The sequence below is a fragment of the Rhodococcus sp. P3_B8 genome (assembly GCF_056402775.1).
In genome coordinates, this window is the sequence record NZ_JBFUGT010000025.1 from 49,795 (window position 1) to 65,391 (window position 15,597).

The 15,597-nt window shown below is 66.9% G+C and carries 13 protein-coding genes and 1 pseudogene; 8 read left to right on the forward strand and 6 right to left on the reverse strand.

Features of this window, described 5'->3' with window-relative positions:
* Position 1: 1 nt before the first annotated feature.
* From AC1D1G_RS12570 to AC1D1G_RS12600, 7 genes are all read left to right on the forward strand, one after another.
* Positions 2–334, forward strand: coding sequence for a hypothetical protein (locus tag AC1D1G_RS12570; RefSeq protein ID WP_477952355.1), 333 nt, complete (start codon positions 2–4; stop codon positions 332–334).
* Between the two features lie 258 nt (positions 335–592).
* Complete coding sequence (locus AC1D1G_RS12575; protein ID WP_477952339.1) at positions 593–1,492, forward strand: MurR/RpiR family transcriptional regulator; 900 nt, start codon at positions 593–595, stop codon at positions 1,490–1,492.
* Between the two features lie 128 nt (positions 1,493–1,620).
* Positions 1,621–3,084, forward strand: a complete 1,464-nt coding sequence (locus AC1D1G_RS12580; protein WP_477952351.1) for a tyrosine-protein phosphatase — start codon at positions 1,621–1,623, stop codon at positions 3,082–3,084.
* Between the two features lie 51 nt (positions 3,085–3,135).
* The gene (locus AC1D1G_RS12585; protein WP_477952340.1) at positions 3,136–4,170 is read left to right on the forward strand and encodes an ABC transporter substrate-binding protein; all 1,035 of its coding nucleotides are present in this window, start codon (positions 3,136–3,138) and stop codon (positions 4,168–4,170) included.
* Positions 4,154–5,824: an ABC transporter permease gene (locus AC1D1G_RS12590; RefSeq protein ID WP_477952341.1), complete on the forward strand. Its 1,671-nt coding sequence runs from the start codon at positions 4,154–4,156 to the stop codon at positions 5,822–5,824. Before AC1D1G_RS12585 ends, AC1D1G_RS12590 begins: the two co-directional genes overlap by 17 nt.
* Before the next feature lie 28 nt (positions 5,825–5,852).
* Positions 5,853–6,956, forward strand: coding sequence for an ABC transporter ATP-binding protein (locus AC1D1G_RS12595; protein ID WP_477952342.1), 1,104 nt, complete (start codon positions 5,853–5,855; stop codon positions 6,954–6,956).
* A 23-nt stretch (positions 6,957–6,979) separates the two neighbouring features.
* Positions 6,980–7,528 carry a histidine phosphatase family protein gene (locus tag AC1D1G_RS12600; protein ID WP_477952352.1) on the forward strand — a complete coding sequence of 183 codons (549 nt, stop codon included), beginning with the start codon at positions 6,980–6,982 and terminating at the stop codon, positions 7,526–7,528.
* Positions 7,529–7,548: 20 nt separating this feature from the next.
* On the opposite strand, the pseudogene AC1D1G_RS12605 reads toward AC1D1G_RS12600, so the two are convergent.
* The 6 genes and pseudogenes from AC1D1G_RS12605 to AC1D1G_RS12630 all read right to left on the reverse strand — a co-directional run.
* Positions 7,549–7,671, reverse strand: a pseudogene (locus AC1D1G_RS12605) (sigma factor); the annotation flags it as partial.
* Between the two features lie 246 nt (positions 7,672–7,917).
* Complete coding sequence (locus AC1D1G_RS12610) at positions 7,918–8,766, reverse strand: FAD-dependent oxidoreductase (RefSeq protein ID WP_477952353.1); 849 nt, start codon at positions 8,764–8,766, stop codon at positions 7,918–7,920.
* Between the two features lie 163 nt (positions 8,767–8,929).
* Positions 8,930–10,417: an aldehyde dehydrogenase gene (locus AC1D1G_RS12615; protein WP_477952344.1), complete on the reverse strand. Its 1,488-nt coding sequence runs from the start codon at positions 10,415–10,417 to the stop codon at positions 8,930–8,932.
* A gap of 84 nt (positions 10,418–10,501) precedes the next feature.
* Positions 10,502–11,788: an aminotransferase family protein gene (locus AC1D1G_RS12620; protein WP_477952346.1), complete on the reverse strand. Its 1,287-nt coding sequence runs from the start codon at positions 11,786–11,788 to the stop codon at positions 10,502–10,504.
* A gap of 86 nt (positions 11,789–11,874) precedes the next feature.
* Entirely contained in the window at positions 11,875–13,206 is a 1,332-nt protein-coding gene (locus AC1D1G_RS12625; protein WP_477952348.1) for an MFS transporter, read from the reverse strand.
* Positions 13,207–13,258: 52 nt separating this feature from the next.
* The gene (locus tag AC1D1G_RS12630) at positions 13,259–14,893 is read right to left on the reverse strand and encodes an amidohydrolase (protein ID WP_477952349.1); all 1,635 of its coding nucleotides are present in this window, start codon (positions 14,891–14,893) and stop codon (positions 13,259–13,261) included.
* Positions 14,894–15,111: 218 nt separating this feature from the next.
* Between AC1D1G_RS12630 and AC1D1G_RS12635 the strand changes: the two genes are divergently transcribed.
* Positions 15,112–15,597 (forward strand): RsbRD N-terminal domain-containing protein (locus tag AC1D1G_RS12635; RefSeq protein ID WP_477952350.1); only part of this gene is annotated, 486 nt, incomplete at its 3' end.

Below are 15,597 nucleotides of genomic sequence, written 5' to 3' on the forward strand. Positions count from 1 at the left end.
CGTGACCGCTCACGCCTACGACCATGCCTGTGCCCGTGTGGAAGCGGTGGTACGGGCACTCGAAACAGCGCGGCGACCGCGGGCCCTCCTCGAGGCCAGGATTCTGCACGCCCGGTGCCTGGCCGCCGCGGGAAGGGCCGTGGACGCGAAACGGGTCCTCATTCCCGTTACCGCCGACTGCGCCGAATACGGACTGCCCCGCCTGGTGGCCGACGGCGGCGAACCCGTCACCGGTCTCCTCACCGAAATCGCCGACGATCAACGCCGCGGCCGCTGGCAGCCCGAATGGCCGTCCATCCCGGAGACGTTCCTTGGCCAGACGCGCCCGCACTAGTGTCGCGGAGTGTCCCCCTCGCGCGCTGCCCGAAGGCTCTGAACGCAGCACACGGCGTCGATGCCCCACCCCTCACCCACCCGGACTGTGAAATCCGATCGTCACCGGTGGCGAGCCGATGGACGGTGTGCAACCGTTCGATGACGCCGTGGTGAATCGGCGCCGCCCCTCGTCGACAGCCGTGCAATGGTGGCTACCCTGACGATCCTGACACCGCCGGAGTCCACCGGCGTGGGGACGAACAGGACAGCAGCCGACATGTCGCATTCCTTCGCCGACCCGTGGCGTTCGAGCGCCACTCTCGCCCGGCTGCGTGCCGGTCTGGCCACACTCGGCCCCGGTGAACAGCGAGTCGCGCGGGCTGTACTCGCTGAGCCGGCGGCGGTGGTCGAGCTGTCGACGGCGGAACTCGCGGCGGCATCGGGCACGTCCCCGGCTACTGTGGTGCGCGCATGTCAGAGACTGGGATTTCGTGGATTTCAGCATCTCCGGCTCGAACTGGCCCGCGTCACAACGGACCCCGAGCATCAGGCGGCTACCCCGGTGGACGCGGCGTTCGGGGCTGCCACCGAGGCGCTCACCGCGACCCACGCGACGATCGATGCCGCCGGATTCGCGGTCGTCGTGGACCTGATCGTCCGGGCCCGACGGATCCTGATGGTGGGTAACGGCTTCTCGTCCCCACCGATCCAGGACGCGGCGTTACGTTTCACCACCGCAGGTCGCAGTGTGGAGGCGCCGCTCGACATCCTCGGGCAGCAGTTCTCGGCGCGGTTGCTGAACGCCGAGGATGTGTGTCTCGCGGTCAGCTACTCCGGCGCGAACACCCACACGTTGAGGGCGTGCGCGGCGGCGCGTGAACGGAACGCGTCGGTAATAGCGATCACGAGTTACTCCAATACCCCGCTGACCCGTATCTCCGAGCACGTCTTGTGGGCAGGAGCAGGTCTGCACGAGAACGAGGCGGATTCGTTCTCGGCGAGGATCAGCCAGTTCACGATCCTGTATGCCCTGCAACGTGCGGTGCTGGGCCATCCCGAGCGGGGTGCGGTGGACACCGGGGCGCGCGACGTCGTCGCTGACGCGCTCAGCGATTCACTTCCCGATGAACCGCATCGTACGTGCGGTTGCGACACTCGGAACCCCTCTGACTGTTAGCGTTCCCGCCACCGACTGTTGGGCGACGCGGTCCCACCCGTTCAATCCCGCCCCACACGATGTCACCGACGGAACGCCGTTCCGGAACGAATGGAACGTTGAGTGGTGAAAGGTGGATCGTGGAGGCGATGGAGGTTGCCGGCACATTCAATGTGCGGGCGGTCGCGGGACCCGGCCTCTCACCGGGCGTACTGTTCCGCTCCGCAGCGCTCGATCACCTTCGCGACGAAGGTCGGAACAGTTTGCGCGCGTGTGGTATCCGCACGGTGATAGACCTGCGCGACGTCACCGAACGTGCCACCGCGGATACGACGGGCGACTGGTCGGTGGCGCACCATCCGCTGTACGACCCGCGCACGGGTCCGCCGCAGATCGGGGACATCGCCGTCGTCTACCGGACACTGCTCGACGAACGTGGCGGCGCCCTCACGGAGGCGCTACGCGCCCTCGCCTACGCCCCCGCCCCGGTCTTGGTGCACTGCACCGCAGGTAAGGACCGCACGGGACTGGTCGTCGCCCTGGCTCTCGCGGCAGTGGGCGTTCCGCACGCGGTGATCCTCGACGACTACGCCCGGTCGGGAACGCAGGTGCGACCCCACCGTGAGGAACCGGTGCGGCGACTGTTGGCGGGGCTTTCACTCGACCCCGCCGACTACGCCCGGGCACTCGAACTCCACCTGGATTCGCCACCGCCGGCGATGGCCGCCGCCCTCGCTCACGTCCGCAGCCGGTACGAAACAGTCACGAACTATCTTCGTGCCCACGGGTTCACGGAGCCCGACTTCGAGGCGCTGCGCATGCGATTGCTCGACACCACCGAACTCACGGTGCTGCACCTGAGCGACGTGCACGCCACCGCCGCCGCACCGCTCTACACACAGGTCGACGGCACCGCCCGGGTGCGGCAGGTCGCCGAGCGCGTGGAATCGTCGATGCTGCGTCCGGACGTCGTCGTGGTCACCGGAGACCTGTCGCACCACGGTGAATCCTCGACCTACCCGGCCCTCGCCGCGGCGTTCGCCGAGTTGCGCGCCCGGCTCGGATGCCCGGTGGTCGTCGTCCCCGGAAACCACGACGAACCAGCGAGCTTCACAACGGTTTTCGGGCGAAACCCGATAGAACACGTGCACGGATTCCGGGTGATCGGGCTCGACACCGCGGCCGGATCGGTGTCGCGGGAGGACCTGGACCGGCTGCGCGCCGAGCTTGGCTCGCCCGCACCGAACGGCACGATCCTGGCCCTGCACCACCCACCGGTACCGTCACCGGCGGCCACACTCGCCGGACGTGAACTGGCGGCCCCGGATGAACTGGCCGCGGCGCTCGACGGCTCCGACGTCATGGCGATCCTCGCCGGCCATTTCCACCACCCGATGAGTGGGATGTTCGCCGGGATCCCGTTGTGGGTGGGTGGTTCGCTCGCCTACCTGCAGGACATCGGGACGTCCGCCGACACCGTCGTCGGGTTCGATGCCCCGACGTATTCGATAGTCCGCTGCTCACGGCACGGGGTGAGCGCGCTGCCTATTCCCCTGCACACCCCCGACGTGCTGTTCAGGTCGAGCCCCACCCTCACCGCCGCCGCGCCCTGACCCGAACTCCTCATCCCATCGATACCCACCCCTTTCGACCAGGAGAAACTTGTGAAATCCCTGTCCCGCCGCATATCGGTCGCCGCGCTCGGCACCGTCGCCGTGCTCACCCTCGCCGCGTGCTCCGAGCCCGCCGCATCCGACGCCGAACAGACCGGCACCGCCGCGAGCGGCGACGCCCAGACTCTGACGGTGTACACCTCCGAACCGCAGGCCAAGATCGATGCGCTCGTCGCCGCGTTCACCGAGGAGACGGGCATCGACGTCGAGGTGTTCCGCGCGGGCACCGGCGACCTCACCGCCCGCATCGAGGCCGAGCGCACAACCGGCACGATCGGCGCCGACGTGCTGCTCGCCGCCGACGCCCCGACCTTCGAGGGCTACAAGGCCGAAGGGCTCCTGCAGCAGTACACCCCCGCCGACGTGGACGCACTGAACCCGGACGTCGTCGACCCCGACGGCTTCTACGTGGGCACCCGCATCATCCCGACGGTGATCGCGTACAACACCGCGGCGGTCGACGCGCCTCCCACCTCGTGGAAGGACTTGGCCGACCCGAAGTACCTCGGCAAGATCACGCTGCCGAACCCCGATGTGTCCGGTGCCGCCGCCTTCAACACCGCGGTGTGGCTCAGCACCCCCGAACTCGGCGAGAGCTGGCTCGAGGCACTGGCCGCGAACGAACCGGTGGTCGCCGAAAGTAATGGACCGGTCGGGCAGGCCGTCGCGGCCGGAACGCAGCCGGTGGGCATCGTCGTCGACTACCTGGTGCGGGAACTGGCGGCGAAGGGGTCTCCGATCGGGCTGGCCTATCCCACGGACGGCATTCCCTACATCTCGCAGCCGGCAGGCATCTTCACCGACTCGGACGCCGCCGAGGCGGCACGTAAGTTCGTCGACTTCCTCGTGAGCAAGCAGGGTCAGGAACTGGCCGTCGAGCAGCAGTATTTGCCGGTGCGCGGCGACGTCGGCACCCCCGACGGAGCACCGGCACTGTCCGAACTCGCGCTGCTCACCCCGGATCTGCAGAAGATCGCGCAGATCCAGGACGAGGCAGTCCGGAAGTTCAATGGCCTCGTCGGTTAGCACCGAATCTTCTCCCGCCGCCCGAGCCCTGCCCGGGCGGCGGTTCGAGCCCGTCGGCGCCGTGCGGGTGGCGGTGTGGTTGTTCGTCGCGGCGGTGATCGTCGCGCCGCTCGCCACTGTCGTGTCACTCGGCTTCGGCGGCAACCACATCGGACAGCTGATCGACGACGATATCGTCGGCGCCGCGACCCACAGCGTGGTGTCGGCCGGTCTGTCGGCGGTGTTCGCGGTGGTTCTCGCGACCGTGATGGCGTTGCTGCTCGACCGCACCGATCTGCCCGGGCGCGGTATTCTGCGCCTGATTCTGTTGTCGCCGCTGCTGATCCCGCCCTTCGTCGGGGCGATTGCGTGGACCGGCCTTCTCGGCCCGAGCGGAATGGTGAACCGGGTCTGGTCCGAACGGTTCGGTGGTCCGCTGTGGAACATCTACGGCGGCGACGGCGTCGTGTTCCTGCTGACGGTGCACTCGTACCCGATGGCGTACCTGATCGTCGCGGCGGCGTTGCGGAGGGTGCCCGGCGACCTCGAACAGATCGCCCGCATCGGCGGTGCCTCACCTGTGCACGCGATGCGCACCGTGACGCTGCCGCTGCTGCGGCCCGCCCTTCTCGCCGCGTTCACCCTCACGGCGGTGTCGAACCTGGCCGACTTCGGGATTCCCGCCCTGATCGGGCTGCCGGACCGGTACGTGACGTTGTCGACGATGGTGTACCGCTACATCCAGTCCGGCACGGTGGACCGGCCGCTCGAGGTGGTCTCCACCATCGGGATCGTGCTGCTGCTGCTCGCCGTACTCGCGGTGGTCGTCGATCGGCGACTGTCTCGGCGCAGCCGGCAACTCGACGGCCCGGTCACCGCCCCGCAACTGCTGCCGCTCGGCGGTGTCCGGATCCTGTCCGGTGCAGTGGCCTGGGCCGTGGGTCTCGCGCTGACGGGACTCCCGATCCTCGCGCTGGCGTCCCAGGCGCTCCTCCCCGCGCCCGGCGTGCCGTTGACCTTGGACAATTTGACACTCGACAGCATCGTGGCAGCGGTGACCGCGCCGGGAACCCTGGTCGGCGTACAGAACTCCCTCTTCCTCGCCGTCGGTGCGGGAATCGTGTGCGCGGTCGCCGGGCTGGTCGTCGGAGTGCTCACCACCCGCACCCGTGCGCGGGACAACACGAGCCTGGATCTGCTCACGATGCTGCCGCAGGCCGTGCCCGGGCTGGTCATCGCTGTGGGCTGGCTGATCGTCGGCCGCTACACGAGCTTGTTCGACACACGCTGGGTGATCCTGTGCGCGTACGTCACCGCATTCCTGGCGATCGTCGTGCAAGCGGTGCGTGCGCCGTTGTCCACCACCCCCACCTCGCTGGAAGAGGCTGCGCGCGCGTCCGGTGCGTCCCGCCTGCGGTCGTTACGGGACGTGCCGTGGGCGATGACGGTGCCGGCCGCGACGACAGGCGGCATGCTGGTGGCGTTGACCGCGGTGCGCGAGCTGACCATGTCGGTGCTGCTTGTGGCACCGGGCACCCAGACCCTGGGGGTGTCCATCTTCAACCTGCAGCAGGCCGGCGACTACAACGCCGCGTCCGCGCTGTCCCTGCTCGTCGCGCTCGTCGGCATCGCGGGTATCGGCCTGCTCGCGGGCAGCCGCGCCGGGCGCTTTTGACCCATTTCACAGATCGGAAGTCATCGTCATGTCCGCGATCACCCTCACCGGTGTCGACCTTCACTACCCCGACGGCACCGTGGGACTGTCCGGTATCGACCTGGACGTGCGTGATGGCGAGTTCGTCGCGCTCGTCGGACCGTCAGGTTCGGGTAAGACCACCCTGCTGCGGACCGTCGCCGGTTTTCTCGCCCCCACCGCCGGCCTCGTGCGCCTGGGCGACGAGGTCGTCGCCGACGGCGCACACACCGTGCCCCCGGAAAAGCGCAAACTGGGAATGGTCTTCCAGCAGCATGCGATCTGGCCGCACCGCAGCGTCGGGCGCAACGTTGCGTACCCGCTCGAGGTCGGGAAGGTGCCGCGCGCCCGGCGGGCCGAGCGGGTCGCCGAAGTGCTCGAGCTGGTGGGGCTGCCCGGGTTGGCGAAGCGCGATCCGGCGACCCTGTCCGGTGGTCAGCGCCAGCGCGTCGCGCTCGCCAGGGCACTGGTGGCACAGCCGCGCGCGTTGCTGCTCGACGAGGCGCTGTCTGCGTTGGACGAACCGCTGCGCGATCGGTTACGTCTGGAACTGCGCACCCTCACCCGCACGCAGAACCTGACAGTCGTGCACGTCACGCACGACCGCGCCGAGGCCCTCGCCCTGGCCGATCGGGTCGTCGTGCTCGACAGCGGGCAGATTCAGCAGGTCGGCACACCGGAGGAACTGGTGCAGCGACCGCGCTCGGCATTCGTCGCGAAATTCCTCTCGGACGCGAACCTATTGCACGGCACCGTGTCCGACAACGGGTTCTCGAGCGCCGACGGCACCGTTCACGTGGGGCGGGATCGGCTGGCCGACACGTCGTCCGGCGTGGGCACGCTCGCCGTGCTGCCCACCGACATCGCGGTGACGACGGTGGAGAACGTCGGTACCACGCAGGGGATCGTCATGTCGTCTCTGTTCGGGCGTGACGCGAGCGACGTCGTCGTATCCTGCGACGGTGCGCAATTCCGTTGTGCGGTACGCGGCACCCGGCCGGTGGTCGGCGACCGCGTCGGGCTGACGATTCGCCGAGCCCTGTTCTACCCGGACCCGACGCAGGTCGCCGCACCCGCTCTCGGTGCGGCAGCGCTGGCAAGTACGTCGCGATGAGCCAGACGACCCGATTGGCGCTGGTGCGCCACGGCCGCACCGACTGGAACCGGCGGGGGCTGCTGCAAGGCCACACCGACACACCGCTCGACGACGTCGGCCGCGCGCAGGCCCGCGATGCCGCGCGGATGCTCGGAGCCGATGCGTGGGATACGGTGGTCACCTCCCCGCTCTCGCGCGCGATCGACACCGGCAGGATCATCGCCGCGCACCTCGGAAACGGTATCGCAAGAACATATTCCGACCTCATCGAACGAAGCTACGGTGCCGCCGAAGGGCTGACCCGGGCGGACGCCGAGCAGCGATGGCCCGACTGCGACTTCCCCGACCTCGAGCCCCTCGAGGCGGTTTCTGCACGTGGACGCCGCGCCCTCGATGCGATCGTCGAGATGCATCCCGGATGCCGGATCGTGGTCATTACACACGGGGCGCTCATCCGCGCGGTGCTCGGCGATCTCTGTGGCATTGCGGTGCCGCGCATCGTCAACGGCGCGGTCAGCGAGATCGAATGGGCAGGAGTGTGGCGGATACGGTCAGTCAATCGCATGACAACACTGTCCCCGAGCCGCTGACTCGGTGCCGCCGGCAGCGACCGAAGGTAGCTGTCCTGCAACATATCTTCGGCGTCCGCTGCACTTCCGAGGATCTCGTAGGCGATCGTGAACAGCAGCGGCCGTAGCTGGTCGAACGCAGTCGGCTCGCCGGGCTCGCTCATCGGGCGGACGTCGGGGTCGGCGCGGGCACGGTCGGTGACGGGCCGGGAAGCCACCGGTATGCCCGCGGGACCCGCATCGACGCGATGGTGAAGCGGCAAACCCCGTTCCTTGACCATCGCCGCCAACTGTCCGGACAACGCGAACCCTCGCGCGGTGTCGTCCCGGTGCGTGGCCAGAATGACCCCGTCGTGCCGCCCGAGGCTGATCGCCTGTCCGGCCATACCGATCGACACCGGCACCGGTTATTAACCCCGTATCAACGCGAGCACCGTATCAGCGCCGTGAGTGCCCAGGGGTATCGCCGCTTGACAGCTCATCCGCAGATGATCCCCGATCTGCCGGGACGGCGTCACCGATACCGACGATCCACCGATGTTCCTCGCACACCAGGGAATCGTCGACGCGCAGGCGGCCGTCGGAGGCACCGGGAGGCCGCTGCGCTGCGCCAGGTCCGGCACGTCGAACGAGCCCGCCCATACCGTGCAATCGCTGGGCAGCCGGCCGGCGTCGGTCTCGACGGCGTCGGGGCGGACTCCGGAAACGCGCGGTCCGGTACGCAGTCGAACGCCGGCGTTCGCGAGTTGGCGTTCGATTCTCACTCGGCTCGACTCGGGCAGCCGTGCTGCGACCGCCTGCGACATCAGATCGACATCCAGAGTCGGGTACCTGTAGGCGATTTCGGCGGAAGTCTCGATCCCGGTCAGTCCGCCACCGATCACACGACACGCGCCCCCGCCGGCAGGTGCCGCAGTCGCAGGCGCAGCGACTCGGCGCCGTCGAGGTCGGCGACACTGTGCGCATTCTCGGACCCGGTCAAACGTCGGGCAGCCGTACTTCCCACCGCGTACAGCAGATGGTCGAAATCGAGTGCACCACCGTCGTCGAGTTTGCACCGAACGCTCAGCGATCGTGGCGACCGAGGCCACCCGCAATCGCACATCACGGCGCAATAGTCCGCTCAGCGGCCGCACCGCGCTCGACACACCCACCGCGTGCTCGTGCAACCAGACACGCTCCACGAATTCCGGCCGAGGATTGACCACTGTGACACTCACGCCCGACTGTCCCGCGGCCGCGAGCCGATTCGCGGCCATGAGGCCGGCGTAGCCCGCACCGACAACCAGCACCTGCGCCAACACAGCCACCTCCGATCAGATCGCCCCGATACCTCTTGGACACCGCCACGGCGGCGACCGTGACACAGGAGGAGTGTGGTATGCATCACATCGATAGTCGCGTTGTTCGCTGAGTTCGTCGCTATCCGAGTACGAATGGATCCCGGGTGCCTCCTGAGAGCTCGACCCAGACTGCCTTGGTCTCGGTGTACGCGTCGATGGCCTCGGCTCCGTTTTCACGGCCTATTCCGCTCTGGCCGTAGCCGCCGAAGGGTACGCTCGGCGCGACGGTGCGGTAGGCGTTGATCCACACCGTGCCTGCGCGGACCTTGGCGGCGACGCGGTGGGCGCGATGAACATCTGTGGTCCATACGGCTCCTGCGAGGCCGAACGGCGTGTCGTTGGCGAGCCCGATCGCCTCGTTCTCGTGGCTGAATGTGTAGGCGGACAGGACAGGTCCGAACACTTCCTCACGGACGATCGTCGACTCGGGGCCGACGCCGGTGAGCACCGTCGGCTTGACGAAGTAGCCGCCGAGGGAATGTTCGGCCGTGCCGCCGTAGGCGACGGTGGCACCCTCGTTCTGGGCGGTTCGCAGGTAGTGCAGAACCTTCTCGTACTGGGGTGCGTTGGCGACGGGCCCCATCTCGGTCGCCGGGTCGTTGGGGTCGCCGAGCTTGATGGTCGCGGCGCGGTCGGTAATCAGGCGGATCAGCTCGTCGTGGACGGACTCGTGGACGATGAGGCGGGATCCGGCCATGCAGGTCTGTCCGGTTGCGGCGAAGATCCCGGAAATGATGCCGTTCGCGGCGGCGGGGAGGTCGGCATCGGGAAAGACGATGTGCGGGGACTTACCACCGAGTTCGAGAGTCACCGGGTTGAGGTTCTCCGCGGCGGCGAGCGCGACGCGCCGACCGGTCGAGGTGGCACCGGTGAAAGCAACCTTGTCGACGCCGGGGTGACCGGCGAGCGCCGCTCCGGTCCGCGCGGAGGAACCGGTGACGACGTTGATCACGCCGGGCGGGAATCCTGCCTGGTCGAACAGTTCGGCGAACGCGACGGTGGAGGCGGGTGCATGCTCGGACGGCTTGATCACGAAGCTGCAGCCGGCCGCCAAGGCGGGTGCGAGCTTCCACGTCAGGAGCATCAGCGGCGAGTTCCACGGGGTGATCGCTGCGATGACGCCGATCGGCTCACGACGGGTGTAGACGAGATAGTTCGGATTCGGTGAAGGGATCTGTCTCCCTTCGATCTTGTCGGCCAGACCTGCGTAATAGTGGAACCAAGATCCGAGGCCGTTCATCTGGCCGAGCATTTCCCGATACAGCTTGCCTGAGTCGTTGACCTCGAGCCGGGCGAGCCGCTCAGCATTGGCGGTGATCAGGTCGCCGACTCGGCGCAGGAGAGCCGCGCGAGTGAATCCGGTGGTCGAGCCCCACTCGCCGTCGAGCGCCGCGCGCGCCGCACTGACGGCAGCGTCCACGTCGTCGCTGCCACCGTCGGCCAGGACTGCCCACGGACGGCCGGTGTAGGGGTTCTGTGATTCGAATGTCGCGCCGGTGAGTGCGTCGACCGGTTTGCCGTCGATCCACATCCGGAACGTCTCGAGTGTGTGTGCGTGGTCGATCATCTGTCCTCCATAAACGAGTTGGTCGGGTAGCTGCAGGTCGATGGTGACCTCATGGCGTGGGGAAACACGCTCATGTTCGTGCGGTCAGGTGGTTCGGTGGATGTCGTCGAGGCCGGCTCGGACCGCGTCGGTCACAAAGTCGAGGTGCTCTTCGGTGGCTGTCAGTGGCGGCGAGAAGCCCAGTGCAGACCCCATGGGTCGGATGAGCACGCCGTGCCTGCGCACTGCCTGCATCAGTTGGCCGGGCAGCCCCGGTGTGGCAGCGAGATAGCCGGGGTCGAGTTCGAGGGCTCCCATGAATCCGGTTCCCCCGCGAGCGTGGTCGACGAGTGGATGGTCGGTGAGCGAATCGAGCCGCTCGGCCAGCGGGCCCTCCAGCTTCAGTGAGCGCTGCAGCAGGCCGTCACGCTCGAGGATTTCGATGTTGGCAATCCCGGCGGCGCAGGCGGCAGGGTGCCCGGCATAGGTTTGGCCGTGCCGCAGGATGGTTCCCGACTCGTCCCAAAACGGTTCCGCGACATGACCGGCCGCTACGACACCCCCGAGTGGCTGATATCCGCTGGTAACGCCTTTGGCGAAGACCACGAGGTCCGGGCGCACGCCGAACCGCTCGATCCCGAACCAGTTGCCGAGCCGACCGAATCCGCAGATCACTGCGTCGGCAACGAAGAGCACACCGTGCCGGCGGCACACTGCGGCGGCCGCTTCGATGTATCCGGTGGGCGGCACCAGCACGCCGCCGGCACCGATCACCGGCTCGCAGAAGAAGGCCGCGACCCGCTCGGGTCCGTGCTCGACGATGGCGCGGTCCAGGGCTGCCGCGTCGAAGTGCGGTACCTGTGTGACGTTCGGCGCGAATGGTGCGCCGACCCGATTGCCCGGAATGCCGGCAAGGGCCGTGCCGAACCCGTGAGTGCCGTGGTAACTGTGCTCGCGGTGCAACAGCACTGTGCGCTCCGGCTGCCMGATGGCGGCGAAGTAGGCGCGGGCCATTTTCGCTGCAGTGTCGATCGAGTCCCCGCCGCCGCTGGTGAAGAAGACTTTGCCACCGTCCATCGGGGCGTGTTGTGCGATCTCGTTGGCCAGCCGGAGTGCCGGTTCGTTCGCGAAGTCTCCGAAGCACTGGTACGCATCGAGGGCGCGGAGTTGGCGGGTGACCGCGTCCACGATCTCGGTACGACCATGTCCGACATTGGAATACCACAAACTAGCGGTGCCGTCGAAGTATCGTTGGCCATCGGTGTCCCACACCCACACGTCGTCGGCTCGAACGATTGTGGTTCGGGACTGCCGTACGGAATGCATCGGCGCGAACGGGGCCCAGAGCGCGCTCTCGACTGGCCGCTGCGCGAACCCGTCTGTCATGGTCATTGTGGACTTCTCCTGAACTCGGGTTATTGGACCCACGCCACGGGGCGAACGGTCGTTGCTGGGGTGGAATATCTTCTTACGCCGGACTATTCGGCGATGTCGTGATCCTTCAGGCGCATCCTGGCGCCGAGGTGCCCCCCGATCGCTGTGGTGATCGCAATGGCGGCGAGGAGAACGCAGATAGGCCACGACGCGCCCCCCGAGGCATCCAGAAGTGCGACGCCGATGAAGGGCAGGAAGCCGCTGATCACTCCGGCGAGGTTGTATCCCAACGCGACTCCGGTGTAGCGAACGTTGGGTGGGAACAGTTCGGTCAGCAGCGAGCCGTTCACGGCGTACGCGATCGAGATGAACGCGATGGCCAGCGACACGGCAAAGACAACCGCTACGGGATTCTTGGTGTCGATCATCCAGAACAGGGGAAACGCCGCAGCGGCGGTGCTGAGGCCGCCCCACACGGTCAGACGGCCCGGACCATAGCGTTCCGCGACACGTCCGGCAACGAGGAGGGCGACGATTTGAACGCCGGCGGCGATCAGGGTCGCATTCACCATCAACTGGCGTTCGAGGCCCAGAGTGCCAACTCCGTAGCTCACCACGAACGTAGTCATCAAATAGAAACCACCGACACCGAGCAGGGAACCCGCGAGGGCGACCAGGAGGCGACCCCACGAGGTGCGAATCAGCTCCAGCAGGGGAACTCCGGCGCGTTCCTCGAGTTCGGTGACCTTCTTGAAGATCGGCGACTCCTCCATCTTCAATCGGATGTAGAGGGCCACACCGAGCAGAGGAAACGCGGCGAGAAAGGGGAGTCGCCAACCCCAGCTGTCGAAGGAATCGGGCGGAAGCAGCAGGACCACCGAGAAAGCTCCGGACGACATCAATGTTCCGAACGGTGACCCGAGCTGAACCAACGCCGCATAACGGCCGCGCTTGTCGACGGGTGCGTGTTCGACGGCCATCGTCACCGCCCCACCCCATTCACCACCCAGGGCGAATCCTTGCAGCAACCGAAGGACGGCAAGCACGATCGGCGCCGCGATCCCGATACTGGCGTAACTGGGTAAGCACCCGACGAGGCCGGTCGCGATCCCTATCAGAACGACAGTGGTGAGCAAGGCGGGCCGTCGACCGATCTTGTCACCGATGTAACCGAAGAAGGCGGCGCCGATCGGGCGGGCGGCGAAACCGGCGCCGAAGGTCGCGAAGGCAGCCAGGGTCGCGGCCGTCGGATCGAGTGTCGTGAAGTACAGCCTATTGAAGACGATGGCGGCAGCTGTGCCGAACAGAAAGTAGTCGTAGCATTCGAGAAGGTTCCCGACGAATGCTGCCCGCGCGACACGTCCCGCGTGATCAGCATGTGGAGCCGGCAATTCCGAGTGTGCCTCGACGGTGGGTTCTGCGCTCGCAGATTTCATGGAGGTCTCCGGGTATCCGTTGTGGTGTGGTGGTGTGAGGTCCGTCGATCGGTTACGAACGCGAATACGCCATCGGTGCCGGAGTCTGCACCGACCCGGCCTCCAGCGATTCGCCGCCGTGGACGATGTCTCCTCCGACGATGGTGGCGATGACGTCGATCGTGCTGATGTTCTGCGGCGGGACTTCGGCCGGGTGGTGGGACAGGACGACGATGTCGGCGAGCATTCCCGCCCCGAGGCGGCCGCGTCGATGTTCCTCGCCTGCGGCCCACGCGGCGTCGACGGTGTAGGCGTGTAAGGCTTCGTCGGCGGTGACCGTCTCTTCGGGGCCGATGACGCGGCCGCCCATGGTTTTTCGCAGTACCATGGACTGCATTCCGAGTAGCGGTGCACCACTGGCGACGGGCCGGTCGGAACTGCCCGGGATCCGTAACCCCGCGTCCAGGAACGACCTGTGACGGTAGGTCCAGGATTCGCGGCGTGATCCCACTGCTTGCAACATCGAATCGCCGAGTTCGTGAAGGAAGTGCATCTGCGGCACGGGGGTCACCCGCAGTTGCGCGAAGCGTCTGATCTGATCTGGCCTGACCATCGCCGCATGCTCGATGCGGTGGCGCACATCATCTCTCGGGTGTCGTCGCTGTGCGTCGGCGAAGGCGTCCAACGCAACATCGATCGCCTCGTCGCCGATGGCGTGCGCCGCTACCGTCCAACCCGAGCGATGTGCGTCGACAATCTTCGCCCGAATATCCTCGACGGACGACTGGAATCCGTCCGAATCGTGGTGATGATCGCAGAACGGTTCGGTCACTGCCGCGGTCCGCCCGATCAGCGAGCCGTCGACGAAGATCTTCATCGCGCCGACCCGGATACGGTCATCGCCGAATCCTGTGGTGATGCCGAGGTCCAGGCCCAGATCGATGCCGTCGAGGGCATGTCCGCGAAGGGTGTGCAGGGCGTCGCTCGACACCATGAGTTGAACCCGCGTCTGGAGAGCTCCGCGCCTCCTCGCTTCGGTATAGGCGGCCAATTCGACTGGGCTTCGACCGATCCAGCCGGCGCCGATACCGGCCTCCGTCACGTGTGTGAGGCCTTCTGCGGCATAAACCGAACTCGCCCGCGCGATGGCGTCGGCCAGATGCGATACCGAATAGGGAAGAACCAGTTCGCCGACCAGTTTTTGAGCCTGCTCGAGAAGTAACCCCGTCAGTTGCCCTTCCCGGGTCACCACACTGCCACCGGCGGGAATTGTCGCGGTGCCGTCGAGTATCCCCGCACGGCGGAGGACTTCGGTGTTGACCGTGCACATGTGGCCGGAACGGTGCTTGAGCCACACCGGCCGCCCGCCGGCGGCTTTGTCCAGTTCGAGGCGGTCGGGGTGCGATCCCATTGCGGCGTCGTCGTAACCCGATCCGACCACCCACTCGCCATCGCCGAGGCGTGCCGCCACCGCGGCGACGAGTCCGTACAGCTCACCCGGGGAGGTGCACGCGCTGAGGTCCAGCTCGACAAGAGACTGTCCGAACCAGGCCATGTGATTGTGGGAATCGCTAAATCCCGGTACGACCACCGACCCGCGGCAGTCCACGACACGTCGGGCGGAAAGAGCCGAGACCTCCTCGTCGAGGCCGACGATCCTGCCGTGGAGGATCCCCATGACGGTGGCCTGCGGACGCCGCGGGTCCATGGTGAATATCCTGGCGTTTTGGATCTTGAGATCGAGCATGACCGTCCTTCTGATCGAGAATCTTCCCTGGTGGAGAGCGGGAGTTTGCTGAGGTCAAGTGTGACGAGCAGCACTGGCTCGAAGCAATGGAGGTAAGCAACGGCAATCGCATCTAGAATGTGACAATGCACAGTTCTGGGCCGTCGGCTTCTGATTCACCACTGACGACGGCGGCCAGAATGTGCCTGCAAGACCTCGACGAGATCGTCGACAGCTTTCTGCGGGAGGTCCGCCAGATCGACGGCTATCTACCGCCCACGTCGGTCGTGACAGACGATGACCTCGGTGCCACCGCTCTCGCCTCACTCGAGTTGCTGATCCGGCTGGTCGGCGGTCTCCCCATTCCCGAACGTCTGGAAGGAATCTCCACGGATGTCGGACAGCGGCGAGCCCGGCAGAATGTTCCACTCGAATCCGTGTTGCGCGGAGTGCGGATGGACTTCCGGATCCTCTGGCCCGCCATGTTGCGGAGGGTGCCACCGGAGGTGCTCCCCGGCTTCACGGAGGAAGCCGTCAGGATTTGGGAGGCGGTCGAGTATCACGTCATTCGAGTACACGCGGGCTATCTCGACGAATCGGCAGTTATGGCTCAGGAACGACAGCACGAGCGTGGACGTCTCGTGGGTCGGCTTCTTTCCTCGAACGGGGAGGACACTCAGCTCCTG

Excerpts from the sequence above, each read along its gene's own strand:
- AC1D1G_RS12575 (WP_477952339.1), top strand. The coding sequence starts at position 593 with ATGTCGCATTCCTTCGCCGACCCGTGGCGTTCGAGCGCCACTCTCGCC.
- AC1D1G_RS12580 (WP_477952351.1), top strand. The coding sequence starts at position 1,621 with ATGGAGGTTGCCGGCACATTCAATGTGCGGGCGGTCGCGGGACCCGGC.
- AC1D1G_RS12590 (WP_477952341.1), top strand. The coding sequence starts at position 4,154 with ATGGCCTCGTCGGTTAGCACCGAATCTTCTCCCGCCGCCCGAGCCCTG.
- AC1D1G_RS12595 (WP_477952342.1), top strand. The coding sequence starts at position 5,853 with ATGTCCGCGATCACCCTCACCGGTGTCGACCTTCACTACCCCGACGGC.
- AC1D1G_RS12610 (WP_477952353.1), bottom strand. The coding sequence starts at position 8,766 with ATGGCCGCGAATCGGCTCGCGGCCGCGGGACAGTCGGGCGTGAGTGTC.
- AC1D1G_RS12615 (WP_477952344.1), bottom strand. The coding sequence starts at position 10,417 with ATGATCGACCACGCACACACACTCGAGACGTTCCGGATGTGGATCGAC.
- AC1D1G_RS12625 (WP_477952348.1), bottom strand. The coding sequence starts at position 13,206 with ATGAAATCTGCGAGCGCAGAACCCACCGTCGAGGCACACTCGGAATTG.
- AC1D1G_RS12630 (WP_477952349.1), bottom strand. The coding sequence starts at position 14,893 with ATGGACCCGCGGCGTCCGCAGGCCACCGTCATGGGGATCCTCCACGGC.